Here is a 26,853-nt window from a genome sequence, read left to right on the forward strand (position 1 = left end):
GGGAAGTCGTTTCGAGGGCGCTTTCAGCTTGCCGGGAAGATCCGCAGGCTGCCGGTCCGGCGCGCCCAATGGTGCCAAATGGTGCCTTCCATTCTACCTGACGCGCCCCGCCGTGCCAGTCCCGCTGCCGTGGGGCGCTTCGGGCACGCATGCGGGCGTCGCGTTATCCGCGAAAAACAAGGAGAACTTCGACGATGAAAGCAACACGGGTGCTGGTGCTGCCGGGCTACATGAACTCGGGGCCGGGACACTGGCAAACGCGCTGGGAGGCGGCACACGTGGCGTACGCGAGCGTGACACGCGTGACGATGCCCGACTGGATGCACCCGGACCGCGAGGGCTGGTGCGCGGCGCTGGAGCGCGCGCTCGAAGCGGTGGAAGACGGTGCGGGCGAGGGCGCGGACGGCGTCCTGCTGGCGGCGCACAGCCTCGGCTGCCTGACTGTCGCGCACTGGGCCGCGCAGCACGCGAGCGCGGCGGCGCGCGCGAAAGTGGCGGGCGCGCTGCTGGTGGCGCTGCCCGATCCGCACGGTCCCGGCTTTCCGCGCGACGCGCGCGGTTTCGATCCGGTGCCGCTCGCGCCGCTGCCGTTCCCGAGCGTCGTGGTCGCGAGCACCGACGATCCTTACGGCGGCACCGCGTTCGCGCGGCGTTGCGCCGGCGCATGGGGCAGCCGCTACGAGGAAATTGGCGCGCGCGGCCATATCAACGCGGAAAGCGGCCTGGGCGACTGGCCGCAAGGCATGGACTGGCTGATGGCGCTCGGGTCGCGCGCTTGAACGGCGCGCCGGGCGAGGGGCGATCAACGCACGTTCAAGGCGCGGTCACGCGCGGTCAAGGCGCGGCCTGGGCGGGCTCGACGCCGCTGACGGCCCACGTAAAGCTCACACAAAGCCCGCTCGAAATCCGCTCGAGCCCGGTCAACGCACGCTCAACGCACGCTCAACGCACGCTCAAAGCCCGCTCAAAGCACGCTCAAAGCACGCTCAAAGCCCGCTCAAAGCACGCTCAAAGCACGCTCAAAGCACGCCTTTGCCACGCAGCGCCGCCACGTCTTCCGCGCCATAACCGAGCACGTCGCGCAGCACGGCTTCGGTGTGCTCGCCGAGCGTCGGCGGGTGGCTCGCCACGCGCGGCGGCGTCTCGCTCATGCGGATCGGGTTGCCCACGAGCCGCGCCGTGCCGCCCGACGGGTGCGGCACGTCCACCTGCAAGCCGCGCGCCACGACCTGCTCGTTCTCGAACACCTCGCCGAGATCGTTGATCGGCCCGCACGGCACGCCCGCGGCTTCGAGCGCGCCGATCCAGTCGGCCTTGGCGCGCGTGCGGATCAGATCGGCCACGATCGGCACGAGCGTGTCGCGGTGGCGCACGCGTAGCGGATTGGTCGCGAAGCGCTCGTCCTCGGCGAGCTCGGGGCGGCCCGCGACTTCGACGAACTTGCGGAACTGCCCGTCGTTGCCGATGGCGAGAATGATCCAGCTGTCGCGGGTCTGAAACGCCTGATAGGGCACGATGTTCGGATGCGCGTTGCCCCAGCGCGCGGGCGGGTTGCCGCTCGCGAGATAGTTCGAGTTCATGTTCGCGAGCATCGCCACCTGCACGTCGAGCAGCGCCATGTCGATGTATTGGCCAACGCCCGTGCGGTCGCGGTGCGCGAGCGCGGTGAGCACGGCGACGGTCGCGTACATGCCCGTCATCAGGTCGGCGATCGCCACGCCCGCTTTCTGCGGGCCGCCGCCCGGCAGCGCGTCGCGCTCGCCCGTGATGCTCATGAAGCCGCCCATGCCCTGCACGATGAAGTCGTAGCCCGCGCGCGATGCGTACGGGCCGGTCTGGCCGAAACCCGTGACCGAGCAGTAGACGAGGTCGGGCTTCACCGCCTTCAGCGAGTCGTAGTCGAGCCCGTACTTCTTGAGCTGGCCGGCTTTGTAGTTTTCCAGCACCACGTCGCTCTGCGCGGCGAGTTCGCGCACGATGCGCTGGCCCTCGGGCGTGGCGATGTCCACGGTCACCGAGCGCTTGTTGCGGTTCGCGGCGAGGTAGTAGGCCGCTTCGGCGGTGTCGTGGCCGTCGGGCGTTTTCAGGTAGGGCGGCCCCCAGTGGCGCGTGTCGTCGCCGGCGCCGGGGCGCTCGATCTTGATGACGTCCGCGCCGAAATCGGCGAGCGTTTGCGCGCACCACGGCCCGGCGAGCACGCGGGTGAGATCGAGTACGCGGATATGGCTGAGTGCGCCCATGCAATGTCTTCCCATGTCGTTCTTTGGCGGGGCCGGTGCCGCTGGCAGTGCGCGCAGCGAACCGGCCGATGCGGGCAATGGTAAGCGATTCGACCAGCAAACGCGAATTTTCGGTACAGTGTTCCGCTATGCGGAACTTCATGAGACGCCGAACGGGGCGCCGCCCGATGCGCCGTTGGCACAACTTACGCCGTGTCGCATACGTGCACGCAGCCTCGGCCGCGCCGCCGCGAGCGCGCGGCGATCCCGTATAATCGTTCGATTCAGCATCGGGGTTTTTGCGGCCTGGCGTCAAGCGCGGGCCGGCACGCCCCGTCACAAAGATTCAGTACAGAACGCCCCCGGGAAGGACCCAACGCACGCCATGAAAGCCGCCGAAATCCGCGAGAAATTTCTCAAATTCTTCGAGTCGAAGGGCCACACGATCGTGCGCTCGTCGAGTCTCGTGCCGGGCAACGACCCCACGTTGCTGTTCACGAACTCGGGCATGGTGCAATTCAAGGACGTGTTCCTCGGCACCGAAAAGCGCCCGTACTCGCGCGCCACGACCGCGCAGCGCAGCGTGCGCGCGGGCGGCAAGCACAACGACCTCGAAAACGTCGGCTATACCGCGCGTCACCACACGTTCTTCGAGATGCTCGGCAACTTCTCGTTCGGCGACTACTTCAAGCGCGACGCGATCCACTATTGCTGGGAACTGCTGACCAAGGTCTACGGCCTGCCGGCGGACAAGCTCACGGTCACCGTCTACCAGGAAGACGACGAAGCGTTCGCCATCTGGGAAAACGAAATCGGCGTGCCGAAAGAGCGCATCATCCGCATCGGCGACAACAAGGGTGCGCGTTACGCCTCGGACAACTTCTGGACCATGGGCGACACCGGCCCGTGCGGCCCGTGCTCGGAAGTGTTCTACGACCACGGCCCGGAAGTCTGGGGTGGGCCGCCGGGATCGCCTGAAGAAGACGGCGACCGCTTCATCGAGATCTGGAATCTCGTGTTCATGCAGTTCAATCGCGATCCGCAAGGCAACATGACGAAGTTGCCCAAGCAGAGCGTCGACACCGGCATGGGCCTCGAGCGTCTCGCCGCCGTGCTCCAGCACGTGCACAGCAACTACGAGATCGACCTGTTCCAGAACCTGATCAAGGCCGCCGCGCGCGAAACCGGCATCGCGGATCTGGAAAACAACTCGCTGAAGGTCATTGCCGACCACATCCGCGCGTGCTCGTTCCTGATCGTCGACGGCGTGATTCCGGGCAACGAAGGCCGCGGCTACGTGCTGCGCCGCATCGTGCGCCGCGCGATCCGCCACGGCTACAAGCTCGGCAAGAAGGGTTCGTTCTTCCACAAGCTGGTCGCGGACCTCGTTGCCGAAATGGGCGCCGCGTACCCCGAACTCGCCGAGGCACAACAGCGCGTGACCGACGTGCTGCGCCAGGAAGAAGAGCGCTTCTTCGAGACCATCGAGCACGGCATGTCGATTCTCGAAGCCGAACTCGCGGCGCTCGACGCCAAGGGCGCGAAAACGCTCGACGGCGAACTCGCGTTCAAGCTGCACGACACCTACGGCTTCCCGCTCGACCTCACGGCCGACGTTTGCCGCGAGCGCAACATGACCGTGGACGAAGCGGCCTTTGACGAAGCCATGGCGCGTCAGCGCGACCAGGCGCGCGCGGCCGGCAAGTTCAAGATGGCGCAGGGCCTCGAGTACGCGGGCGCGAAGACCACGTTCCACGGCTACGAAGGCATCGCCTTCGACGACGCGAAGATCGTCGCGCTTTATGTCGATGGCGCTTCGGTGAACGAGGCGCAGGCGGGCCAGGACGCCGTGGTCGTGCTCGACAACACGCCGTTCTACGCGGAATCGGGCGGCCAGGTCGGCGACCAGGGCGTGATCGCGAACGCGAGCGTGCGCTTCGCGGTGCTCGACACGCTCAAGGTGCAGGCCGACGTCACGGGCCATCACGGCACGGTCGAGCAGGGCACGCTCAAGGTCGGCGACGTGGTGAAGGCGGAAATCGACACGGTGCGCCGTGCCCGCACGGCACGCAACCACTCGGCCACGCACTTGATGCACAAGGCGCTGCGCGAAGTGCTGGGCGCGCACGTGCAGCAGAAGGGCTCGCTCGTCGACGCCGACAAAACGCGTTTCGACTTCGCGCACAACGCGCCCATGACCGACGAGCAGATTCGTCGCGTGGAAGAAATCGTCAACGCGGAAGTGCTCGCCAACGCGCCCGGCATCGTGCGCGTGATGTCGTACGACGAAGCGGTCAAGGGCGGCGCGATGGCGCTGTTCGGCGAGAAGTACGGCGACGAAGTGCGCGTGCTCGATCTCGGCTTCTCGCGCGAACTCTGCGGCGGCACGCACGTGCAGCGCAGCGGCGACATCGGCCTGTTCAAGATCGTGATGGAAGGCGGCGTCGCGGCCGGCATCCGCCGCGTGGAAGCCATCACGGGCGATAACGCCGTGCGCTTCGTGCAGGACCTCGACGCGCGCATCAACGCAGCGGCGGCGGCGCTCAAGGCGCAGCCTTCGGAGCTCACGCAGCGCATCGCGCAGGTGCAGGACCAGGTGAAGTCGCTGGAAAAGGAACTGGGCGCGCTCAAGTCGAAGCTGGCGTCGAGCCAGGGCGACGAACTCGCGGGCCAGGCCATCGACATCAACGGCGTGCACGTGCTGGCGGCCACGCTCGAAGGCGCCGATTCGAAGACGCTGCGCGAAACCGTCGACAAGCTGAAAGACAAGCTCAAGAGCGCGGCCATCGTGCTGGCGGCCGTCGAAGGCGGCAAGGTCAGCCTGATCGCGGGCGTGACGGCGGAAGCGAGCAAGAAGGTCAAGGCGGGCGAGCTGGTCAACTTCGTCGCGCAGCAAGTGGGCGGCAAGGGCGGTGGCCGTCCGGACATGGCGCAGGCGGGCGGCACGGAACCGGCGAATCTGCCGGCCGCGCTCGCGGGCGTGAAGGGCTGGGTCGAAGCGAAGCTGTAAGCGCTTGCCGGTCACGTGCCGCCGGGTTGATTCCGGCGATGAAAAAGGGCTGCCTCCGCGGGCAGCCCTTTTTGTTTGGACGCGGCTCCTCGAGCGCACTTAGACCGCGCACTTAGACCGCGCACTTAGACCGTATGGGTCGCCTCGATCCTGGCGGACGACACGGCGCTTTCGCGTTGCGCCTGCTCCAGCAACGCCTGCTTCAACGCGTCGAGCGCGGGCGAGAAATGACCGCGTCGCCATACGAGCAGCGTATCGATCCGGCCGAGCTTGCCGAGCGAATGAATGGCGATGTCGTCGCTGCTGCGTTGCAGGTCGAGCACCGAGCGCGGCGCGACGGCCACGCCCGCGCCCGCCGCCACGCAGGCGACGATCGCGTGGTACGAGCCGAGTTCGAGCACACGCGTCGGGCGAATACCGTGTTCGAGATACCAGCGCTCCACATAGCTGCGGTAAGCGCAGCCGCGCTCGAACGCCACGAGCGTGGACAGCGCGACGTCGCCGGGCTGGCGGATCGGCCGGTGGCCGCGCGGCGTGAGCATCACCAGTTCTTCGCGGAACACCGGCACATGCTCGAACACGCCATCGTCCGGCAAACCGTCGAGCGGCGTGGCGATCAGTGCGGCGTCCACCTCGAACTCGCGCAGCCGCGCGATCAGGCCGCCCGTGGTGCCGGTTTCCAGTTCGAGCGTGACGTCGGGCCACGCCTGGTGATAGCGCGCGAGCAGGCCGGGCAGACGGCTCGCCGCGGCGCTTTCCATCGTGCCGAGACGCAGCCGCCCCGTGGGCCGGCCCGCCTTGATCGCGTGGCGCGCTTCGTCGGCGAGCGCGAGCAGGCGTTCGGCGTAGGGCAGCAGCGTTTCGCCCGCGGGCGTGAGCACGAGGCGGCGGCCGTCGCGCGTGAACAGCGGCGTGCCCAGCTGTTCTTCGAGCTGCTTGATGCGCGTGGTCACGTTCGACTGCACGCGGTTGAGCTTGGCGGCGGCGCGCGTGACCCCGTTTTCGCGGACGACCGCCCGGAAGATCGCCAGCGCGGCGAGATCCATGATTCTCTCCTTGGGATGAATTCGTTCATCATAATTCATTTTTCGAGAACGTTAGCGCGACGTACGATGCAGGGTGACGCGTGTTTGCCTCCCTCTTTGCCGCTTCTTTTTCGACGTCGCTCATGAACGATTACGCCTCGCGCGACGCGCGCCTTGCCGGGCCGCATCCGCATTCCCATCCGGCGCGCCGGGCCGCGCTGGCCTGCATGGCGGTGCTCGCCGTGGCGCTCGGCGTGGGCCGCTTCGCCTTCACGCCGCTGTTGCCGCTGATGCTGCACGGCGGCGCGCTCGATCTGCGCGGCGGCGGCTGGCTCGCGTCGCTGAACTACGCGGGCTATTTCGCGGGCGCGGTCAGTTGCGTCGCGCTGCGCCTGCCGCACGCGCGCATCGTGCGCGCCGGGCTGGCGGCCACGGTCGTGCTCACGCTCGCGATGGGACTCACGCAGCAGTTCTGGCTGTGGGCGATCGTGCGTTTCGCCGCGGGCGCGGTCAGCGCGTGGGCCTTCGTGTTCGCCTCGCAATGGGGCTTGCGGCGGCTCGCGCAACTGGGCGCGAACGAGTGGGGTGGCGTGATCTACACGGGACCGGGCTTCGGCATTATCGCGACGGGGCTGTGGGTGAGCGCGGCGGGACGCTTCGGCGCGCAGGTGGGCTGGCTCGCGTTCGGCGTGATCGGCGCGGGGCTCGCGGCGCTCGTGTGGCGAACCTTCGGCGCCGACGAGGCAGGCGCGCCGAAGCCCGGCAACGGGAGCGCAACGGCAGTGGCGAGCGCCAGCGCGCATCGCGCGTCCGCATCGACATCGACATCGACATCGCCCTCCGAACCCGGCTCGCGCGCCGACGCCGTCTGGCTCGTCCTGCTCTACGCGGTGCCCGGTTTTGGCTACATCATCACCGCGACCTTCCTGCCCGTGATCGCGCGGCATGCGCTGCCCGGTTCCGCGTGGCCCGATCTGTTCTGGCCGATGTTCGGCGCGGCGCTCATCGTGGGCGCGATCTCGGCGGCACGCCTGCCGCTGCACTGGGACAACCGCCTCATGCTCGCGGGCTGCTACGTGTTGCAGGCGCTGGGCATCGCGCTCGGCATTGTCTGGCCGAACGCGGCGGGTTTCTCGTTCGGGAGTCTGCTGATCGGGCTGCCGTTCACGGCAATCACGCTGTTCGCGATGCGCGAGGCGCGGGCGTTGCGCGGCGAGCACGCGGCCGCGCTGATGGGCTATGCGACGGCGGCGTACGGCATCGGCCAGATCGCCGGGCCGCTCGTGGCGGCGCCGCTGGCGGCTTCGACGGGCTCGTTCTCGCCTTCGCTGTGGCTGGCCGCCGGCGCGCTCGTGCTGGGCGCGGCGGGCCTCGTGTGGCGAGCGGCGCGGTCCTGAGCGCCGCGCGTCGTCGCGCTTCCCGGCCGGTCTTGCGGCCGGTTTCGTACTGACACCGACCGCGCCCGCTTAACGGAAGTCGTCATGCATGCCGACGGTGAAGCTGTTGTTGTTCCAGCTCGAATGTTCGGCGTTCGCTTGGTCGCCGGTCCATTCGAGACGGTGGACGTGCCGATCGTCAACCATTGTCAGGCAGCGGGAAGTTTGGTTTTCGGCATGGTTTTCGGCGCGCAATAGCGCGCGGGCGGTCTTGGCGTCAAGGCACTAGAATGGCGGTTTGCCCGCGCGAGTCGCGCCGAACGACGAACGCGCAGGCCGCCTCCTGCCGCATTTCGAATTACGCCGACACAACACGCCGCCCCCTATGACCGACCACCAGTTTTGTCCGCGCTGCGCCTCGCGTCTCGTCGAGCGCGCCGACGCCGCCCACGAAGGCGGCCGCGTGCGCCTCGCCTGTCCCGACCTCGCGTGCGGCTATGTGTTCTGGAACAATCCGCTGCCGGTGGTCGCCGCGATCGTCGAATACGAAGGGCGCATCGTGCTCGCGCGCAACGCCGCGTGGCCCGAGGGCATGTTCGCGCTCATCACGGGCTTCCTCGAAAACGGCGAAACGCCGGAACAGGGCATCGCGCGCGAAGTGCTCGAAGAAACCTCGCTGCGCGCCGAGAGCGTGGAATTGGTCGGCGTGTACGAATTCATCCGCAAGAACGAGCTGATCATCGCGTATCACGTGAAGGCTTCGGGCACGATCGCGCTCTCGCCCGAATTGCTCGAATACCGCCTCGTGGAACCGGCGAAGTTGCGGCCGTGGCGCGCGGGCACCGGCTACGCGCTCGCCGACTGGATGCGCGCGCGCGACCTGCCGTACGAATTCGTCGAGCGTCCTGGCCAATAGCGCGGCCGGCCATCGCGCCGCCAAACCTGGCCGCACGCCACGACCCGCGGCCACGCGCGGCCCCAACCCCACGCCACAGCGACTCATCACGCTCACGCGCTGTTTCCCGCCCAGGATTTCGCCGATGAACCGACCCGCCCTGATCGACCGCGCCGCCTTCCGCCATTTCCTGCCGATCGGCACGCGCTGGATGGACAACGACGTGTACGGCCACGTGAACAACGTCGTCTACTACAGCTACTTCGATACCGTGGTGAACGAGTATCTGATTCGCGCGGGCGCGCTCGACATCGAGCAGGGCGACACCATCGGGCTCGTGGTGGAAACGGCAGTGCAACTACTTCGCGCCGCTCACGTTCCCCGAGCGCGTGGAAGCGGGGCTGCGCGTCGTGCGTCTCGGCACTTCGAGCGTGCGCTACGAAGTCGGGCTGTTCCGCGCAGGCGAAACCACGCCCGCCGCGCAGGGCCATTTCGTGCACGTGTATGTCGATCGCGTAACGCGCCGGCCCGTCGCGGCGTTGCCGGCCGCGCTGCGGCGCGCGCTCGAGCCGCTCGTCGTGGCCGGTTGAGCGCGCGCACACGCCCGGGCCCGTGCAAACCTTCCTTATCGACACGCTCAACGGCCTCAGCTACGGCCTGTTGCTGTTCATGCTCTCCGCAGGGCTCACACTAATCTTCAGCCTGCTGGGCGTGCTGAATTTCGCGCATGCGAGCTTCTACATGCTCGGCGCCTATCTCGGCGTGACCTTCGCGCACGGTCTCGGGTTCGGCGGCGCGCTCGCGGCCGCGCCGCTCGCAGCCGGGCTCGCGGGCGCGGGCTTCGAGCGCGCGCTGCTGCGGCGCGTGCGTCCGGCCGGACCGCTCAACGCGCTGTTGCTCACCTTCGGCGCGGCCTGGGCGATGGGCGAGATCGTCAAGCTCGTCTGGGGCTTGCAGCCGCTCGCCGTGAACTTGCCCGCGAGCCTCGACGGCCCGCTCTTCACGATCGGCGGCGCGGCGTTCTCGCGGTATCGCGCGTTCACGATGATGGTGGCCACGGCCATGCTCGTCGGGCTCTACGCCTTGCTGCGTTGCACGACAATCGGGCTCGTGGTGCGCGCGGCGCTCACGCACGCGCGCGCCGTCGAAGCGCTCGGCCACGACGTGCCGCGCGTGCAGACGCTGGTGTTCGCGCTCGGCTCGGCGCTCGCCGCGCTCGCGGGCGCGGTGGCCGCGCCGCTCTTCGTCGTCGAGCCGGGCATGGCCGAATCGGTTGGCTCGATCGTGTTCGTGGTGGTCGTGATCGGCGGCCTCGGTTCGCTCGGCGGCGCGTTCGTCGCGTCGATCACGGTCGGGCTGTTGCAGACCTTCGCCGTGGCCAGCGATGCGACGTTCGGCGATCTCGCCGCGCGCTTCGGCGTGCCGATGAGCGATGCCTGGCGAGCGCTCACGCTCGCGCAAGTGGCGCCGCTGCTGCCGTATCTGCTGCTCGTCGCGATGCTGGCGGTGCGCCCGCGCGGCCTGTTCGGCGAACGCGGCGAGGCCGATTGAGCGCGGACCCCGGCATGCGTGACCCACGCCGCGCGGCGAACGCGCCTTCCCCTCGACGAACGCGCAGGGCCGCTCTTGCGCCGTGGCTCGCGCTCGCGGCGCTGCTCGCCGGGGTGCTCGTGTTGCCGCCGCTGTGCAGCGCCGCGTTTTCGCCCGCGCACGTGCCGCAAGGCTGGCTGCTCGCCGCGCTCGCGCAAGCCGCGACAATGATCGTTCTCGCGCTCTCGTACCACCTGTTGCTCGGCGAGACCGGGCTGCTGTCGCTCGGCCATGCGGCGCCCGCCGGGCTCGGTGCGCTCGCGGCGGCGCAACTGTTCAGCCGTCACGCGCTGCCCTTGCCGTTGCTGCCGCTCGTGGGCGGCGCGGGCGGGGCGGCGTTCGGCGTGTTGCTCGCGCTCGTCGCGGCGCGGCGCGCGGGCACCGCGTTCGCGATGATCACGCTCGGCGTGGGCGAACTCGTGGCCGCCGCGGCGTGGGCGCTGCCCGACTGGTTCGGCGGCGAGGCGGGCGTGTCGATCGACCGCGCGAGTGGGCCCGCCATCGCGGGCTGGACGTTCGGCCCCGACCGCGAGGCGTACTGGCTCGTCGTCGCGTGGTGCGTGCTCGCGAGCGCGGCCATCTACGCCATTTCGCGCACGCCGTACGCGCGCCTTGCCAACGCCGTGCGCGACAACGCCGTGCGTGCGGCGGCGCTCGGTGCTTCGCCCACACGCGTGCGCGCGACCATGATCGTGCTCGCCAGCGCGTTCGCGGGCATCGCGGGCACGCTCACGCTCATCAACGTGGAACTCGCGGCCTCGGAGAGCGTCGGCATGATGCGCTCGGCGGCCGTGCTGATCGCCACCGTCACCGGCGGTACGGCGTCGTTCCTCGGGCCGGCGCTCGGCGCGTTGGTGTGGGTCGCGTTCAGCGTGGGCGTGGCCAGCGTGTCGCGCGCGTGGCTGCTCTACGTGGGGCTCTTTTTCGTTGTCGTGGTGATGAAGACGCCGGACGGCATCGCGGGTTGGTTGGCGCGACAGCGCGCGCGGCTCGCGCGTGACGGCTGGCGGCGTTGTCGCGCGACGTGGTTCGCGGGCGCACTCGCGGCGGCGTGCGCGACGCTCGCCTGCGTGATCGCGATCGAATGGGCGTACGCGTGGCGTTTCGGGATCGACGACGGCGATCCGGCGAATCGCGCGGCATCGGCGTGGCTCAAGTTCGCGGCGATCGTGGTGGCGGGCGCGCTTGCCTGGCTCGCGAACCGCTATGCGCGCGCCGCGGCGCAAGCCGAAAGCGCCCATGCCGACACCGCGCAGGAGCCGCCGCGATGAGCGCGCCGATGACGACCGCGTCGACGAACCAGGCGAACCTCGCGCTGTGCCTGATCGGCATCGAAAAGCGCTTCGGCGCGACGGCCGTGCTGCGCGGCGTCGATCTCGAGGTGCGCGCGGGCGAGCGCCACGCGCTGATCGGCCCGAACGGCGCGGGCAAGTCGACGCTCTTCAGCCTCATCGCGGGCGAGCGGCGGCCAAGCGCGGGCCGCGTCGTGCTCGACGGCGCCGACGTCACGCGCCTCTCGCCCGCCGCGCGCAGCCGTCGCGGCCTCGCGCGCAGCTTCCAGACCACCAGCGTGTTCGCGCGTTTGAGCGTGATCGAAAATTTACGCTGCGCCGTGCTCGCCTCGCTGCATGGCGGCGCGGGTTTTGCCGCGCGCTGGCTCGGTTCGCGGCGCGTGGAAGCGCGCGCGCACGAGGTGCTCGACGCCATCGGTCTCGCCGGCGCCGCGCAGCGCGAAGCCGGCACGCTCGGTTACGCCGGGCAGCGCGCGCTCGATCTCGGCCTCGCGCTCGCGGGCGGCGCGCGCACGTTGCTGCTCGACGAGCCCACGGCGGGCATGAACCGCGCCGAGGCCGCCCGCGCCATCGACCTGATCCGCGCGACCACGGCGGGCAAGACGCTGCTTTTGATCGAGCACGACATGGACGCGGTGTTCGGTCTCGCCGATCGGGTCTCGGTGCTGGTGCAGGGCCGCGTGATCGCCACCGGCACGCCCGCCGAAATTCGCGCCGATGCCGCCGTGCGCGAGGCGTATTTAGGCAACTTCGCGGGCAATTTCGCAGGCAACTTCGCGGGCAATATCGGGCACAACATCGAGCGCGACGGCGCAGGAGGCTTCACGCCATGACCGCGCTGCTCGAAGTGCGCGATCTGCGCGCGTGGTACGGCGCGAGCCAGGTGCTGCACGGTGTCGACCTGCACGTGCGGGCGGGCGAGGTGGTCGCGCTCGCGGGGCGCAACGGCTCGGGCCGTTCGACGCTGGCGAAGGCGCTCATGTCGATGGTGCGCGCCGAGGGCGTGCGGCGCTTCGCGGGCGCCGACCTTGCGCCGCTGCGCACGTTCGAGATCGCGCGCCGCGGTTTGGGTTACGTGGCCGAGCAGCGCGACGTCTTCCCGACGCTGACCGTCGACGAAAACCTGCGCCTCGGTCTGGCCGCGTGCGCGGGCCGCTTTTCGATCGACGAGGCGCGCGAGCTGTTTCCCGTGCTCGCCGGGCGCCGCGCCGCGCGCGCCGGTGTGCTGTCCGGCGGCGAGCAGCAGATGCTCGCGCTGGCGCGGGCGCTGGTGGGCGCGCCCGACCTGCTGATCGTCGATGAACCGACGGAAGGCTTGTCGCAGCAAATGGCCGCGCGCGTGGGCGACGGTCTGGCGGCGTTGCGTGCCCGCGGCGTCGCGGTGTTGCTGATCGAGCAGCGGCTCGCGCTCGCGCCCGCGCTCGCCGATCGCGTCGCGGTAATGGGCCACGGGCGCATCGTGTTCGACGGCACGCCGGGCGCGCTCGCGCAACGCGAGGACGTCGTGCGCGAATGGCTCGGCATCGGTTGAGCGCGGGTCACAGGTTGACCGATGCCGCGCGTGACGGGTGCGTTACGGGTGCGTGATTCACGTGCGATCGACGTGTGATTGGCGCGTGATCGACGTGTGATTGGTGCGTGATTGTTGCGTGATTGGCGCCTGATCAGCGCGGCAAACTCACGCGTGCGAGCGCCGTCATCGGCCGAACCTGCGCGAGCGTGTCGAGTTGTGCCGCGTCGCGCACGAAGAACGACCCCGCGAAACCGAGCGAATTCACCGAGATGCCGGCCACGTGTTCCGTCGCGCGCGGCACGGCCAGCATCCAGCGGCGCGTGACGAGCAGGTTGTACGGCGCGCCTTGCTGCGGCACGCCCTGCGTCTCGACGATGGGTACGCCCGCCGCCGCGAGCAACGCGCGATAGCCATGCAGCGCGCGTTGCGCGGCCTGTTCCGCGGGCTGCGTTCGATCGTCGAGATCGACGCGCGCGAACGCGTGACGAAACGGCAGCGCGGGAATGGTCATCACGCCATCGGCTATCTCGTCGGCTATCTCATCGGCTGTCGTCGTCGCGCTATCGAACAGCGTTTCGAGCGGTACGCACACGCGCGAACCGCCGTCGCCGCCGTCGAGCGGCATCGGCACGATCTGCAGATGCTTGTGCGCCTGGCTCGCGCCCGCGACGGCGCCGCCGTTGTAGAAACCGAGTCCGTCGATCTCGCGCAGCGCCGTCACGAGCGCGGTGAAATCGGCGCGATCAAGCAGCGTCTCCTGCGCCACGAACGCGCGCGTGACGATCAGCAGGTGATGCGGCAGCACGTTGAACTTGTTGAGCAGCGCGACGTGCGTGGGCGAGAGGTCGGCGACGAACAGGTCGGGCTCGTAGGGCAGAAACGGATCGCGCGGCGGCTGCGTGCGCGGCGTGAGCCTGGCGGCGTCCTTGCGCGCGAGATTGGCGGCCACGCGCACCGCGAAGCGGACCCCGCCATCGTCGATGAAGGTGTGCGCGGTTTCGATCGGATGCAGCGCGCCGCACGCGAGCGCGTGTTGCGTTTGCTGCGCGATGGCTTGCTGAAGCGGCGTCGTGCGCGCGGTCATCGTCGTCCTCGCCCATTACCTGCCTGAAAAACCAGACGGCCGGCGCCTTCGCAGGCATCCGGCCGTCTGGTGGGTCGTGCGTCGCGGATTCGCGTCGAACCCGCGCAAATCTCAGGCCGCGGCCTTTTTGGCCTTCTTGCCCTCGACGTCGGGCAGGAACACCGTGAGGATGCCGATCAGCGGCAGGAACGAGCAGACCTTGTAGACGAACGTGATGCTGGTGGCGTCGGCAAGCTGGCCGAGCACCGCCGCGCCGATGCCGCCGAGGCCGAACGCGAAGCCGAAGAACAGGCCCGCGACCATGCCCACCTTGCCCGGAATCAGTTCCTGCGCGTAGACGAGGATCGCCGAAAACGCCGAGGCGAGCACCACGCCGATGATGATGGTGAGCACGCTGGTCCAGAACAGGTTCGCGTAGGGCAGCATCAGCGTGAACGGCGTGACACCGAGAATCGAGCCCCAGATCACGTATTTACGGCCGATACGGTCGCCCACCGGGCCGCCGATGATCGTGCCGGCGGCCACCGCCGCGAGGAACACGAACAGGTGCACCTGCGCGGCCTGAATGGGCAGATGGAAGCGGTCGATCAGATAGAACGTGAAGTAGCTGTTGATGCTCGCGAGGTAGAAGTACTTCGAGAACACGAGCAGCACGAGAACGCTCATCGCCGCCGCCACGCGGCCGCGCGAGAGTTGCACGTGCGGGACTTCGGCGCGCTTTTTCTTGAGCGCGGGGTGCGCCTTGTACCAGCGGCCGATCTGCGTGAGCACGACCATGCCGACGAGCGCCGCCGCCGAGAACCACGCAATGCTGCGCTGGCCGTGCGGAATGATGATCGCCGCGGCGAGCAGCGGCCCGAGCGACGAGCCCGCGTTGCCGCCCACCTGGAACAGCGACTGCGCGAGACCGTGCTTGCCGCCCGACGCCATGCGCGCGACGCGCGACGACTCCGGGTGGAACACCGACGAGCCGCAGCCCACCAGCGCCGCCGCGACCAGCAGCACGCCAAAGCTCGGCGCGACCGACATCAGCAGCAGGCCGCACAGCGTGAAGCCCATGCCGACGGGCAGCGAATACGGCAGCGGACGCTTGTCCGTGTAGACGCCCACCAGCGGCTGCAGCATCGAGGCGGTGATCTGGTAGGTCAGCGTGATGAGGCCGATCTGCGTGAACGACAGCGCGAAGTTGTCCTTGAGCATCGGATAGATGGCCAGGATCAGCGACTGGATCATGTCGTTGAGCAGATGCGAGAAGCTGATCGCGCCGAGCACCGAATAGACGGTGCGTTGCACCGTGCCGCTGGCGGGTGCGGAAGACGGAGCGGCGCCCGGGATGGCGCGCTTGTCGAGACTGGTTTCCATGTTGTCTGGGCAGCAGAAGTGTCTGCGGCGGCCGGCCGGAGCGTGCAAGGCGGCAGCAGCTAGAAAGGATCGTTTATAGGAATGATTCACGCAGTGTAATGTGTCTCGCTCGAATAGTACGGACAAGTTTTGTCGAGAACCGGACACTTCTCGCACTGCCGCCGCGCAACCCGCGCCCCAATTTCGTGCGCGGCGCGCCGTCGCAGGCGCGGTTGCGCCGTGTCGAGCAGTGTCTCGAAAAAGCCGCAGCGAATTTTGGCGGCCCGGCCGAGCGTGTATAACCCGCCATGGCGTGCGCCCACGAAGCGCGTGTCGACGGGGCCGGAACACGCGGCAAAGCCGTTTGCGCGGCGTTAAAGATTGCGCGGCGGCGTGCCGTAGTCCGGAGTTGAGGCGGAACGCATATCAAGAAACACGCACACGCCGAACCAGGAGCGGGAGACCCAATGAAAGCAGTATCGCAAGGCGGCCGGCACGCGGGATTCGTGCCGCAGGAACCGGCGGGCGGCGCAGCGGACGCGCCGCCGCACAGAAAGCACGACTCGCGGCGCGCCGCCGCGAGCCAGAACGTCGCGCGGCTTTCGGTGAAGGCGACGCTGCGGCTCGCGTTTGCGCTCGTGCTCGTCGGCACGCTCGCGATCGGCGTGTTTTCGCTCACCCAGGCGAGCCGTTTGAACGGCTCGACCCAGTCGATCTACGAACAGGGCTATGTCGCCACGCGCGCCGCCGAGGAAGTGCGCGGCCACGTGCTGCGCGCGAGCCGCGCGCAAAAGCAGTTGCTGACGGCGACCACCGCCGCCGAGCGCGACGAGTTGGGCGCGGGCATCGACAAGGATCTCGGCGCGCTCGGCAACGAAATGACGCAGTTGCAGACCTACGCGCAGGAGCAGGGCGGCGACGCGCTCGCGCTGCAAAAGAAGCTCGCCGATGCGACCAACGCGTGGAGCGGCCATCTGCATGACTTCGTGACGCTCGTGAAGCAGCAGCCGCTCGATCTTTCGCAGATGAGCTGGCAAGTCGGCACGCAGGACGTCTCGCTGCTGGTGGAAACCGGCAAGCTCGAAACGCTCGTCAACGATCTCGTGGTGCAGCGCGGCGCGGCCGCGAAGGCGACCATGGAGAAGGCCGCGTTCATCTTCAAGTCGTCGTTCGTGATGCTGGCGGTTGCCACGGTGGCGATGTTCGTGCTCGCGTTCGTGGTGAGCGAATGGGTCGTGCGGCGCATCGCGCGCCAGTTGGGCGGCGAGCCCGCGCACGCCAAGGCGATCGCCGCGCGCATCGCGGCCGGCGATCTCGCGCAACCGGTGGCGGTGCATGCGCGCGACGCGTCGAGCATGATCGGCGCGCTGCGCGACATGCAAACAGGCCTCTCGACCACCGTTGCCGAAATTGCCGCGAGCGCGGAAGCCATTGCCTCGGCGTCGAGCGAAATCTCGACGGGCAACCTCGATCTCTCGCATCGCACCGAGCAGCAGGCCGTCGCGCTCGAACGCACGGCGAGCAGCATGGAGCAACTCACCTCGACCGTGCGTCTGAACGCCGAAAACGCCGAGCAGGCCAGCACGCTCGCGAGCAACGCCTCGGAGATCGCGGAGAAGGGCGGTTCCGTGGTGGGCCGCGTGGTGGCCACGATGGAGCAGATCAACGACAGCGCCAAGAGTATCGCGGACATCATCGGCGTGATCGAGGGCATTGCGTTCCAGACCAATATCCTCGCGCTCAACGCGGCCGTGGAAGCGGCGCGCGCGGGCGAGGAAGGGCGCGGCTTCTCGGTGGTCGCGGCCGAAGTGCGCAATCTCGCGCAGCGCAGCGCGGCGGCGGCCAAGGAAATCAAGGCGCTGATTCATGCCTCGGTCGAGCGCGTGGAAAACGGCTCGACGCTCGCGCAGGACGCGGGCGCGACCATGAACGAAGTGGTCAAGGCGGTGAAGCGCGTGAGCGACATCATCGGCGAGATTTCGGCGGCGTCGCGCGAGCAGCGCGCGGGCATCGAGGAAATCGGCCGCGCCGTCTCGCAGATGGACGCGGGCACGCAGCAAAACGCCGCGCTCGTGGAAGAAGCGACGGCAGCGGCGCAGTCGCTCGACGATCAGGCCAAGGTGCTCAAGCGGCTGGTGGGGAAGTTTCAGTTGGCTTAGCGTCTCGCATAACGTTGTGCCCGCAACGAAAACGCCGCGTCTTTCGAGCGCGGCGTTTTTTATTGCCGATGCGTTCTTGCGTGATTATTTCGCATCCCGCTCGACGATCCACTCATGCGCGGGATCGTTATGGAAGTGCCATTCGCGCGTGGGGCCGGCCATCACGTTCAGATAATACGAGTCGTAGCCGTAAGGCACGACCACGGGGTGATAGCCACGCGGCACCATCACCACGTCGTGATCCTCCACGGCGAGCGTTTCGTCGAGATCGCGCGCGTCGGTATAGACACGCTGAAACGCGAAGCCCTGGCGCGGGTTGAGTCGGTGGTAGTAAGTCTCCTCGAGCGCGCTTTCCTGCGGCAAGCGATCGGCGTCGTGCTTGTGCGGCGGGTAGCTCGACGAATGCCCCGAAGGCGTGCGCACCTCCACCACCAGCAGCGATTCCGCCGGCTCGGTTTGCGGCAGGATATCGCACACGTAGCGCGTATTCGCGTGCTTGCCGCGCGTCGTGCGTTTCATTTGCGCGGGCTCGATCAGGCGCACGGGCAGCGTGCCCGTGGCGGGCGCACTCGCCACGCCCACTTCGGCGTCGCGTGTGGCGCGCACGGTTGCCTTCACGCGGGGCGGCACGTAGAGCGCGGTGGGCGCGGCGTCTTCGAACACGCTGTCGCGCGAGCCGAGACTCGACCAGCGCTCGCCGTTGGCCTCGATATCCACGGCGCCCGCGAGCACGACGATGCAGCTTTCGCGATCGCTTTCGTGCACGTAGACGACCTCTCCGGCCGCGAGCCGGTACGCGGCGAACCCGACATAACGCCAGGCCGCCGTGGCCGGCGTGACGCGCGCGATGGTCTGGCCTTCGCGCGCGGCTTTCACGAGCAAACTCATGCTGCCTCCTTCGATTCGGAATCCGTAGCATCGGCGAGCGTTCGCAAGGTGCGATAGCCCTTCTGCGCATACGCATACGACGGCGCGATCACCGGGTCCTGCTCCGCCTCCACCACGAGCCAGCCGCGATACCCGTGCCGCTTGAGCCGCGCGATGATCGCCGGGAAATCCACGGCGCCGTCGCCGGGCACCGTGAATGCGCCCGCGAGCACCGCGTCGAGAAAACTCCAGTTGCGATTGCGCGCGAGCTTGACGACGGCGGGGCGCACGTCCTTGCAGTGCACGTGGCAGACGCGCGCGATGTGCTTGTCGAGTTCGGCAACGGGGTCGCCGCCCGCGAACGTGAGGTGCCCCGCGTCGAACAGCAGGCCCACGGCGTCGCTCGTGCGTGCCATGAGTTTGTCGACGTCGGCGGGCGTTTCCACGTACGCGCCCATGTGATGGTGATACGCGAGCCGCACGCCGCGCGAGAGCGTATAACGCGCGAACGCGTCTACGCGCGCCGCGTACTCGTCCCACTGTTTGTCGCTGAAAAAACGTGGCCGCTGATAGAGCGGGCGCGGCGCGCCCTGGATCGAATCGGCGACTTCGCCGTAGACCATCACGGTCGCACCGTTCTGCGCGAGCAGGTCGAGGTGGCGATCGACAGCGGCGATTTCCTCCTCCACGCTGCGTTTCGCGAGTTGGCCGGAATACCAGCCGGAGACGAGCGAAAGCGCGTATTGCGCGAGCAGTGCCTTGAGCGCCTGCGGCTCGCGCGGAAATTTGTTGCCCAGCTCGAAGCCTTCGTAGCCGATCTCGCGGCCTTCGCTGAGCGCCGTGGAAAGCGGCGTTTCGCCGCCCAGCGAAGGCAGGTCGTCGTTCATCCACGACAGCGGATTGATGCCGATACGTACGTCAAATGCGCTCATGTGCGCTCCTCGTGGCCGGGTTCGTCTTCGCTGCGTTCGGATGATGGCGTCGCCGGGGCGGCGTGCGTCGTTTCGTGCGGCGCGCGGCCGCCTCGCGCCGCGACCTGCGCGTCGTAGCGTTCGCGCGCCTCGCGCACATTCGCGCGCGGCGAAACTTCGGGCACCGCGACTTCCCACCACCAGCCGCCTTCCTCGGTCGTGCGCGCGGGGTCGGTGTCGATGCTGATGAGATACGTGCGTGACGCTGCGCGTGCGCGTTGCAGCGCCGCCTCGAGTTCCGTGATGTTGGCCACGTGCTCGGCCTGCGCGCCGAGCGAGCGCGCATGCGAGGCGAAGTCGATACGCGGTGCGCCGAGCGGCCCTTGCGCGCAATCCTCGAACAGATTGTTGAACGGCGCGCCGCCGCAAGCTTGTTGGAGGCGGTTGATGCAGCCATAGCCGCGATTGTCGAGCACGACGACAATGAGTTTCGCGCCCAGCATCACCGAGGTCGCGATCTCGCTGTTCATCATCAGATAGCTGCCGTCGCCGACCATCACGATCACTTCGCGCTCGGGGCGCGCGAGCTTGGCGCCGAGTCCGCCCGCGATCTCGTAACCCATGCACGAATAGCCGTATTCGACGTGATACGCGCCCGGCTGTCCCGCGCGCCAGAGCTTGTGCAACTCGGCGGGCAGCGTGCCGGCCGCGCACACGACAATATCTTCGGTATCCGAACGATTGGCCGAACGTTGCACGGCACCGATCACGTCGGCGTCGTAGGGCAGGCCGCTGCGCGCGGCTGGCGCCGCCTGCGCCTGCGTGAGCTGCGCGACGCTCGCGCGCCAGTCGTCGGCGAGACGTCGGGCGCGGGCGGTCCAGTTGGCGTCGGCGCACCACGCGGCGAGTTCGCCGTCGAGCGCCGCGAGCGTGAGGCGCGCATCGGCCTGCACGGCGAGCCCGTTGTGCTTGAGCGCGTCGAAGCCGTTGGCGTTCACGCCGATCACGTGCGCCTGCGCGAACAGCGAATTCGAACCCGTGGTGAAGTCCTGCAGGCGCGTGCCCACGGCGAGCACGCAGTCGGCGTCGCGCGCGAGCGCATTGGCCGCGGGCGAACCCGTCACGCCGATCGCGCCCACGTTGAGCGGGTCGTCCCACGCGAGCGAACCCTTGCCCGCCTGGGTTTCGGCCACCGGAATGCCGCGCGCCGTGGCGAGCGCCTTGAGCGCGGGCGTGGCGCGCGCATAGAGCACGCCACCGCCCGCGACGATCAACGGCCGCTTCGCGCGCTGCAACTGCGTGAGCGCGGCGTCGAGTTCGGCGGCCACGGGTGCGGGCGCATGGAACGTCACGAGGCGCGGCGTGAAGAAACTCGCCGGGAAGTCCCACGCCATCGCCTGTACGTCCTGCGGCAGCGCGAGCGTGACGGGGCCGCACAGCGCGGCGTCGGTGAGCACGCGCAGCGCGCGCGGCAGCGCCGTGAGCAACTGCGCGGGATGCACGATGCGGTCGAAGTAACGCGACACCGGCTTGAGCGCATCGTTCACTGACACGTTGCCGTCGTGCGTATCTTCGAGTTGCTGCAAGACCGGATCGGGTTCGCGCGACACGAAGATGTCGCCGGGCAGCAGCAGCACGGGCAGGCGGTTCACGTGCGCGAGCGCGGCGGCCGTGACGAGGTTCGTCGCGCCCGGTCCGATCGAGGTGGTCACCGCCATCATGCGGCGGCGGAAATGCGCCTTCGCATAGGCGATCGCGCTGTGCGCCATTGCCTGCTCGTTGTGTGCGCGCAGCGTGGGCAATTCGTGCCGATGCTGATAGAGCGCCTCGCCGATGCCCGCCACGTTGCCGTGGCCGAAGATCGCGAACACGCCGCCGAACAGCGGCTCCGTGCGCCCCGAGCCGTCTTCGCTCGCGACGCGCTGCGCGGCGAGATAGCGCACGAGCGCCTGCGCCGCCGTGAGGCGCACGGTGGCGGCCTGTGCGCCATGGTCCTGCCCGGTGCCCGCCATGGGTGCGATGCGTTGATTCATGCCGCTTTCTCCTGCGGTTTTTCGCCGGCATCGATCGTGGCATGGCCGCGTTCGGCGCGCGCCGCGCGCCATGCCGCGATCAGCGTTTCGAATGCCCGACGCGCGCGCGCGATCGCTTCGTCATCGTCGATTTCCTGGGCGAGCCACGCGCGGCTCGGCTCGTAGAAGATCGAGCGGCCCACGGTGAAGCCGCGGCAGGTTTGCGAGGCCGCCGCCGCGCGAAAACTCTCGGCGAGCTGGTCGATGGGCGCGGCGAGCCCGAGCAGTACCACGCCGCGGCAATACGGGTCGCGTTCGGCGATCAGCGCGTCGATCGCCTGCCATTGCGCGGCGTCCATCGGCTCGAGCTTCCACCACTCGGGGTAGAGGCCGATGTTGTAGAGCCGCTTGATCGCGCGATACACCGTGTCGGGCGCGTTTGGCACGCCGTCCCGCTTCGGCGGAATCACTTCGAGCAGCAACTCGTGACCGCTCGCTTGCGTCGCGTCGTAGAGCGCGCGCAATTGCGCCTCTTGTTCGAGGCGCTGCTCGACGGGTTCGTCGGGATGAAACTGCACGAGACATTTCACGGTGTGTTCGATGGGCCACGAAGCGAGCGTCGTGCCGATCGAGCGGCCGTGATCGAACACGAGCGGCACCGAGCCCGGCAATTCGACGGGCCGGCCGATCCACCAGCCGCGCCCGCTCGCCGCGTTGAGCGCGTCTTGCCCGTAACGATCGTCGATCAATACGCCGATGCGGCCCTGCAAGCCGAGCGCGTGTTCGGTCTGCGCGACCGCATCCACGAACAACTGCTTGAGTTGCGCGATGCGCGCTTCGTCCGCGCCGGTTTGCTGCGCGAGTTCGAACAGCGGATTGCGATGATCGAACGCGAAGCCAAGCACTTCGTCGCGCGGCGTGCGCGCGGGCGTGACGCGATGCAGGCGCGCGAGCGTGGCGTCGCGGTCGGGGCGGCGCATGCGCTCCGGGTCGGCGGCGGCTTCGCGCAGGAAGTAGTCGAGTTCGGCGGGCGTGGGCATCGCGGGCGCGCAACCGTGACGCGAGACCACCAGCGCGCCGCATGCGTTGGCGGCACGCGCGCACGCGTCGAGCGGCGCGTCGCGCAGCCAGCCTGAGAGAAAGCCCGCCGCGAACGCGTCGCCCGCGCCGAGCACGTTGAGCACCTCGACTTCCACGCCGCGTTGCATGGGCAGCGCGTCGAGCGAGTCGGGCACCGCGCCTTCGATGATCTGGCAGCCGAGCGGCCCGCGCTTGACCAGCAGCGTGGCGCCGGTCACTTCGCGCACGCGGCGCAAGGCGTCGGCGAGCGCTTCCTTGCCGCCCGCAATGCGGAACTCTTCCTCGGTGCCGATCACGAGATCGAAGAAAGGCAGGATGCGCTGCAAATGCGCGCTCACGCCTTCGCTCGCGACAAAGCGCGTCTCGCCGTCGGCCTTGCCCGTGAGTCCCCACAGCACCGGCCGGTAGTCGATGTCGAGCACCGTGCGTACGTTGTTGCGGCGCGCGTAATCGAGCGCGACGAGACTCGTGCGGTTCACGTGCTCGGTCGAAAAATGCGTGCCGGTAATCAGCAGCGCCCTGGACGAGGCAATGAAGGCTTCGTCGAAGTCGCGCGCGTCCACGGCCATGTCGGCGCAATGCTCGCGGTAGAAGATGAGCGGAAACGTGTCGCGGTCCTTGATGCCGAGCAGCACGAGCGCCGTGAGCCGTTCGTGATCCACGCGCACGTGGCTCGTATCGCAGCCTTCCTTCGCGAGCGTTTCCACGAGGAAGCGGCCCATGTGGTCGTCGCCCACGCGCGTGAGCATGGCCGAGCGCAGGCCCAACCGCGCGCAGCCGAACGCGATGTTCGCCGAGGAGCCGCCCAGATATTTCGCGAAGGTCGAGACGTCTTCGAGCCGCGCGCCCACCTGTTGCGCGTAGAGATCGACACCGAGCCTTCCGAGGCATACCACGTCGCGGCTGCGGCCGGCGGCGAAGCGGCTTTGCGCCGCGTTCGACGCGCCAGAGGGGGGCGTTTCGTTATCCGATGCGGCCATGGGCGTTCCTCGTGAATGCGTTGCAATCGTGGTCATGGCGTGGTCTCAGATGGTCGCGCCGTCGAGTTCGGCGATCATCTTCTGCATTTCCGCGCCGCCCGCCATCATGTCGAGCACTTCGTTCTTGCTGATCGTGTCCTTCGTATAGGTGCCGAGCGAGCGGCCGCGATTGAGCAGCGTGAACGAGTCGCCGATGGGATACGCGTGATGCACGTTGTGCGTGATGAAGATCACGGAGATACCTTTCGCGCGCGCCGCATGAATCAGCTTGAGCACGTTGAAGCTTTGCTTCACGCCGAGCGCGGCCGTGGGTTCGTCGAGAATCAGCACGCGCGCGCCGAAATGAATCGCGCGCGCGATGGCGAGGCACTGGCGCTCGCCGCCCGACATCGTGCCGATCGCCTGATGCGGGTCGCGCACGAGGATGCCCATTTCGGAGAGCTTGGTCTTGGCGATGCTTGCGCTCGCGTCGAGATCCATCACGTTGATGAAACCGAATAGCTTCTTCTGCGGCTCGCGGCCCATGAAGAAGTTGCGCGCGACCGAGAGCAGCGGCACGAGCGCGAGATCCTGATACACGGTGGCGATGCCGAGATCGAGCGCGTCTTTCGGCGACTCGAAATGCACCGGTTTGCCGTCGACGAAATACTGGCCCGTGGTGGGCGCGTGCACGCCCGCGAGCGTCTTGATGAGCGTGGACTTGCCCGCGCCGTTGTCGCCGAGCAGGCAATGCACCTCGCCGCGTTTGAGGCGTAGCGTCACGCCGTTGAGCGCGATGACTTTGCCGAAGTATTTGCTCACGTCTTCGAGCGCGAGGATCGTGTCGCCGGACGCGGAGGGCGCCGTGTTCGTGGTGTCGGACATGTCGGACTCCCGATTAAATGGTGGCGGTTACGACTGCGCGACGCGGCGGCGCACGTAGTGATTGAACAGCACGGCGATCAGCAGCATCATGCCGAGGAACACGCGGAACCAGTCCGAATCGATGTTCGTATAGGTGATGCCGATCTGCACCACGCCGAAGATCAGCGCGCCGAACGCCGCGCCGATCACGGAGCCGTAGCCGCCCGTGAGCAGCGTGCCGCCGATCACCGCGGCGATGATCGCCTCGAACTCCTTCTGCAAGCCGCGGTCCGCGGCGGCCGAGCCGATGTCGCACACCTGCAGCACGGCGAACAGGCACGAGCAGAACGCCGTCAGCATGAAGAGCGAGATCTTCACGCGCTTGACCGGCACGCCCACGTTCTTCGCGGCGTTCGAATCGCCGCCCACGGCGAGAATCCAGTTGCCGTAGCGCGTTTTCGCGAGCACGAATGCGCCGACCGCCACCAGCGCGAACCACCACAGGATCACCTTGGGTACGCCCGGCACGAGCGGCTGACCGTTGTCGAGCATCTTGCCGATGCCGAGATGCGCGAGCGCCACGAACAGGCCTTTGAACGCGGTGCCGTGGAAGAGCAGGTTCGTCACGTAGTCGGCCTTGGCGACGTCGCCCACGCCGGAGACGATCGTGCGGTCCGCGAACATGATCGAGAGCGCGAGCGTGAGGCCGCGCAGGATGAACAGGAACGCCAGCGTCACGATGAACGAGGGCAGGCGCGTGCGCATCACCAGATAGCCGTTGAGCGCGCCCAGCGCGATACAGCCCGCGAACGCGAACAGGATCGAAAGCGCGATCGGCCAGTGGAAGTACATGGTGGGAATGGCGACCATCATGCCCGCGAAGCCGATCATCGACCCGATCGACAGATCGAACTCGCCCGCGATCATCAGGAGGCACGCGCCAACGGCAAGGATGCCTAAATAAGCGGCGACCTGCGACCAGTTCATCACGCCGTCGAGATCGAACATGCCCGAGCCGCCCGCGCCGATCGCGAACACGGCGAACACCAGCACGGCGCCCGAAATGGCCGCGAATTCGGGGCGGCCGAGCAGATGGCCGAACCACGACTCGCGGCGCACGCGCTCGTCGCCGGGCGCGGCCGCGGCGGGCGTCGCGCTGGTTTGCGCTGCGCCCGGGTCCGGGTCCTGGGCGTGAGAATGCGCGTGAGAAGGAAGCGGTTTGCCGGCTACACCCATGACTATGTCTCCATGACCGGCGCGCGTGCTGCGCCCCGCTATGCGAGGCATGGCGCACACGAACCGGTGAATGACGCGCGGCGAAGCTGGCGAAAAGCGATGCTGCATCGGGCGATGCGAGCCTGCGCCGCGCGGGTCTGACGAGGAAAGGCGAACGGAATCAGCGGTACTGACCCGCGTACTTCACGACCTTGTCGAGGTTGTCCTTCGTGATGAAACCCGGGCCCGAGCGAATGTTCTTCGGCCCGTACGACGGTTGCAGGCCGTAGGTTTCGAGGCGCTGCTTGAACTTCGGATTCGCTTCGAGAATCTGGCGAATCTTCGCGGGATCGGTGGTGTGCTCCTTCTTCACGATCGCGAGCACGGCCACGGGAATGTAGCCCTGCAAATACGGCTGCTGATCGATCGCGAACTGGATCGTGCCCGCGCGAATCGCCTTGGCGATGTCGTCGGAGAAGTCGAACGTGCAGAAGTAGATCTTGCCCGCGAGGCCCATCTGCTGCACGGCCTTGAGCGTGGCCGCCGCCGGCACCGGACCGAGCGTGAGGATCGCGCCCGTGTTCGGATGATTGCGCAGGTAGGCGCTCACCTTCGACTGGATTTCGGTCGGGTCCTGGCCCGAGTCGATCGTCGAGGTCTTGTAGTTCACGCCGATGGCGTCGGCGAAACCGCGGCAGCGATCGAACGAAACCGTATTGGTCGCGATGTGGTTCACGCACAGGAACGACTTCACGCCCGCTGCCTTGGCCTTTTCGCCGGCCGCGTGGCCCGCCACGTATTCGGGCTGCCCAACGTGCATGATCGCGCCGAGCTGCGCGCTCTGCTCCTCCGTGCCCGAGTTGATCGTCACGAGCGGAATCTTCTTCTCCGTCACCTTGGCGATGGAGCTTTTCAGCACGTCGAAGTCGGCGATGGTGGTGATGACGCCGTCGTAGTTGCGCGCGGCGGCCTGTTCGATCAGGCGCGCCATGTCGGCGATGTCGCCGTTGGGCGGATTGCGATAGTCGGTCTCGACGTTGAAGTCCTCGTCGGCCTGCTTGATCGCGTTCTTGATGGTGTTCCACCAGGAGTCGGAATCCGGCGCGTGGCTGATCAGCACGAAATGCGCGTCGGCGGCGCGCGCCGGTTGTGCAGCCAGTCCGCCGAGTGCGCCCAGTCCCGCAGTCAGCGCGATTGCCGCGGCCAACTTGCGGAGCAGGGTCTTGCCCTTGCGTTGCGTCATTGTCTCCACCTTTCTCGGTCTGTCGTTCGTTCTTGGGATGAGCGTCGAAGCCGTGGGCAGTCGTGTCCTGCTGCGCTTGCCATCGCGCTCACGAACAAGAGTAGGACAACGGCGGCGCGCTTGCAATGAAAATTTCATGACGAATAAAAATGGAAAATCTGTTCCATTCATGAGCGGCGCTGCCTATAATCGGCTCGG

The 26,853-nt window shown here is 68.0% G+C and carries 21 protein-coding genes and 1 pseudogene; 11 read left to right on the plus strand and 11 right to left on the minus strand.

The genetic code is table 11. The annotated features are described in order from the left end of the window. The first annotated feature begins 194 nt into the window (after positions 1-194). Entirely contained in the window at positions 195-779 is a 585-nt protein-coding gene (locus FAZ98_RS04760) for an RBBP9/YdeN family alpha/beta hydrolase (protein ID WP_158949265.1), read from the plus strand. Positions 780-1,019: 240 nt separating this feature from the next. On the opposite strand, the gene FAZ98_RS04765 is transcribed toward FAZ98_RS04760, so the two are convergent. After that, positions 1,020-2,240, minus strand: a complete 1,221-nt coding sequence (locus FAZ98_RS04765; RefSeq protein WP_158949267.1) for a CaiB/BaiF CoA transferase family protein — start codon at positions 2,238-2,240, stop codon at positions 1,020-1,022. 364 nt (positions 2,241-2,604) lie between these two features. On the opposite strand from FAZ98_RS04765, the gene alaS reads away from it, so the two are divergent. Beyond that, a complete protein-coding gene (gene alaS, locus FAZ98_RS04770; RefSeq protein WP_158949269.1) occupies positions 2,605-5,229 on the plus strand; it encodes an alanine--tRNA ligase in 2,625 nt (874 codons plus the stop codon). Positions 5,230-5,354: 125 nt separating this feature from the next. Here alaS and FAZ98_RS04775 read toward each other — a convergent pair whose 3' ends face one another. Next, on the minus strand, positions 5,355-6,275 hold the full coding sequence (locus tag FAZ98_RS04775; RefSeq protein WP_158949271.1) for a LysR substrate-binding domain-containing protein: 921 nt from the start codon (positions 6,273-6,275) through the stop codon (positions 5,355-5,357). A gap of 122 nt (positions 6,276-6,397) precedes the next feature. On the opposite strand from FAZ98_RS04775, the gene FAZ98_RS04780 reads away from it, so the two are divergent. The 8 genes and pseudogenes from FAZ98_RS04780 (at position 6,398) to FAZ98_RS04815 (ending at position 12,938) form a co-directional block, all read left to right on the plus strand. Beyond that, positions 6,398-7,651, plus strand: coding sequence for a YbfB/YjiJ family MFS transporter (locus FAZ98_RS04780; protein WP_158949273.1), 1,254 nt, complete (start codon positions 6,398-6,400; stop codon positions 7,649-7,651). Positions 7,652-7,735: 84 nt separating this feature from the next. Further along, positions 7,736-7,888, plus strand: coding sequence for a hypothetical protein (locus FAZ98_RS04785; protein ID WP_158949275.1), 153 nt, complete (start codon positions 7,736-7,738; stop codon positions 7,886-7,888). A 127-nt stretch (positions 7,889-8,015) separates the two neighbouring features. Then, positions 8,016-8,546 (plus strand): NUDIX domain-containing protein, encoded by a 531-nt coding sequence (locus FAZ98_RS04790; RefSeq protein WP_158949277.1) that lies wholly within the window; start codon positions 8,016-8,018, stop codon positions 8,544-8,546. Positions 8,547-8,670: 124 nt separating this feature from the next. Beyond that, a pseudogene (locus FAZ98_RS04795) lies at positions 8,671-9,115 on the plus strand (acyl-CoA thioesterase). A 79-nt stretch (positions 9,116-9,194) separates the two neighbouring features. Further along, positions 9,195-10,076 carry a branched-chain amino acid ABC transporter permease gene (locus FAZ98_RS04800; protein WP_407672051.1) on the plus strand — a complete coding sequence of 294 codons (882 nt, stop codon included), beginning with the start codon at positions 9,195-9,197 and terminating at the stop codon, positions 10,074-10,076. Between the two features lie 14 nt (positions 10,077-10,090). Continuing rightward, entirely contained in the window at positions 10,091-11,386 is a 1,296-nt protein-coding gene (locus FAZ98_RS04805) for a branched-chain amino acid ABC transporter permease (protein ID WP_158949281.1), read from the plus strand. Then, positions 11,383-12,240: an ABC transporter ATP-binding protein gene (locus tag FAZ98_RS04810; RefSeq protein WP_233272661.1), complete on the plus strand. Its 858-nt coding sequence runs from the start codon at positions 11,383-11,385 to the stop codon at positions 12,238-12,240. The genes FAZ98_RS04805 and FAZ98_RS04810 overlap by 4 nt, the downstream gene beginning before the upstream one ends. Continuing rightward, complete coding sequence (locus FAZ98_RS04815; protein WP_158949283.1) at positions 12,237-12,938, plus strand: ABC transporter ATP-binding protein; 702 nt, start codon at positions 12,237-12,239, stop codon at positions 12,936-12,938. Before FAZ98_RS04810 ends, FAZ98_RS04815 begins: the two co-directional genes overlap by 4 nt. 133 nt (positions 12,939-13,071) lie before the next feature. Here the strand turns inward: FAZ98_RS04815 and FAZ98_RS04820 are convergent, their stop codons facing one another. Continuing rightward, entirely contained in the window at positions 13,072-14,004 is a 933-nt protein-coding gene (locus FAZ98_RS04820) for an ATP adenylyltransferase family protein (protein ID WP_158949285.1), read from the minus strand. Positions 14,005-14,115: 111 nt separating this feature from the next. Continuing rightward, on the minus strand, positions 14,116-15,366 hold the full coding sequence (locus tag FAZ98_RS04825; protein ID WP_158949287.1) for an MFS transporter: 1,251 nt from the start codon (positions 15,364-15,366) through the stop codon (positions 14,116-14,118). A gap of 446 nt (positions 15,367-15,812) precedes the next feature. On the opposite strand from FAZ98_RS04825, the gene FAZ98_RS04830 reads away from it, so the two are divergent. Next, complete coding sequence (locus tag FAZ98_RS04830; protein WP_158949289.1) at positions 15,813-17,504, plus strand: methyl-accepting chemotaxis protein; 1,692 nt, start codon at positions 15,813-15,815, stop codon at positions 17,502-17,504. A gap of 84 nt (positions 17,505-17,588) precedes the next feature. Here the strand turns inward: FAZ98_RS04830 and iolB are convergent, their stop codons facing one another. The 7 genes from iolB to FAZ98_RS04865 form a co-directional block, all read right to left on the minus strand. Next, complete coding sequence (iolB, locus tag FAZ98_RS04835) at positions 17,589-18,392, minus strand: 5-deoxy-glucuronate isomerase (RefSeq protein ID WP_158949291.1); 804 nt, start codon at positions 18,390-18,392, stop codon at positions 17,589-17,591. After that, the gene (iolE, locus tag FAZ98_RS04840; RefSeq protein ID WP_158949293.1) at positions 18,389-19,303 is read right to left on the minus strand and encodes a myo-inosose-2 dehydratase; all 915 of its coding nucleotides are present in this window, start codon (positions 19,301-19,303) and stop codon (positions 18,389-18,391) included. Before iolE ends, iolB begins: the two co-directional genes overlap by 4 nt. Next, positions 19,300-21,315 (minus strand): 3D-(3,5/4)-trihydroxycyclohexane-1,2-dione acylhydrolase (decyclizing), encoded by a 2,016-nt coding sequence (gene iolD, locus FAZ98_RS04845; RefSeq protein WP_158949295.1) that lies wholly within the window; start codon positions 21,313-21,315, stop codon positions 19,300-19,302. Before iolD ends, iolE begins: the two co-directional genes overlap by 4 nt. Beyond that, positions 21,312-23,354 (minus strand): bifunctional 5-dehydro-2-deoxygluconokinase/5-dehydro-2-deoxyphosphogluconate aldolase, encoded by a 2,043-nt coding sequence (locus FAZ98_RS04850; protein WP_233272662.1) that lies wholly within the window; start codon positions 23,352-23,354, stop codon positions 21,312-21,314. Before FAZ98_RS04850 ends, iolD begins: the two co-directional genes overlap by 4 nt. 45 nt (positions 23,355-23,399) lie before the next feature. Next, a complete protein-coding gene (locus FAZ98_RS04855; RefSeq protein WP_158949299.1) occupies positions 23,400-24,218 on the minus strand; it encodes an ATP-binding cassette domain-containing protein in 819 nt (272 codons plus the stop codon). A gap of 27 nt (positions 24,219-24,245) precedes the next feature. Beyond that, positions 24,246-25,433: an ABC transporter permease gene (locus tag FAZ98_RS04860; RefSeq protein WP_158949301.1), complete on the minus strand. Its 1,188-nt coding sequence runs from the start codon at positions 25,431-25,433 to the stop codon at positions 24,246-24,248. A 160-nt stretch (positions 25,434-25,593) separates the two neighbouring features. Further along, the gene (locus FAZ98_RS04865) at positions 25,594-26,655 is read right to left on the minus strand and encodes a sugar ABC transporter substrate-binding protein (RefSeq protein WP_158949303.1); all 1,062 of its coding nucleotides are present in this window, start codon (positions 26,653-26,655) and stop codon (positions 25,594-25,596) included. Between the last annotated feature and the right edge of the window lie 198 nt (positions 26,656-26,853).

It is taken from the genome of Paraburkholderia acidisoli (assembly GCF_009789675.1).
GTDB classification, from domain to species: domain Bacteria; phylum Pseudomonadota; class Gammaproteobacteria; order Burkholderiales; family Burkholderiaceae; genus Paraburkholderia; species Paraburkholderia acidisoli.